Here is a 423-nt window from a genome sequence, read left to right on the forward strand (position 1 = left end):
TTTGATCCTGATGATCCAATAGGGGGGAAAAATTCTGAAGGTAAAAGAGAGAGACCTCCGTTTGTTGGCCTAAGTCATGAACTTGGGCATTCAGAAGCCTTTGATGAGGGGACACATAAGGAAGACAGAGGTGATAAGACACCGGGAACAACCCCTCCAATTGAAGAACATGCAATGAAGAGAGAAACCAAATAAGGGCTGAACATGAGCAACCGAGTCGTCCGTCGTATCATGCAAATTAAGAAGGAGTAAAAAACGTATGAAATGTCAAAAAAATCGGATCGCTATCTTTGCAAGTTTGATTTCGCTTTTTGTGAATCTATATGTTGTCGGGTTGGAGGATACAAGGATGTCGGATGAAGTGTATTTTTCTTTTGAAGAAGAATCAAAAATATGGGACAAGTGGTTTGAAGAAAACCTAGA

Annotated in this window: 1 protein-coding gene; it reads left to right on the forward strand. The window is 40.4% G+C overall.

The features are described from left to right. The coding region (locus tag S1OALGB6SA_RS10395; protein WP_195910401.1) for a hypothetical protein at nucleotides 1–195 on the forward strand (195 nt) is incomplete at its 5' end. Nucleotides 196–423: the final 228 nt, after the last annotated feature.

Origin of the sequence: Olavius algarvensis spirochete endosymbiont (genome assembly GCA_900608495.1) — a bacterium.
Classification (GTDB): Bacteria; Spirochaetota; Spirochaetia; order DSM-2461; family DSM-2461; genus UBA2779.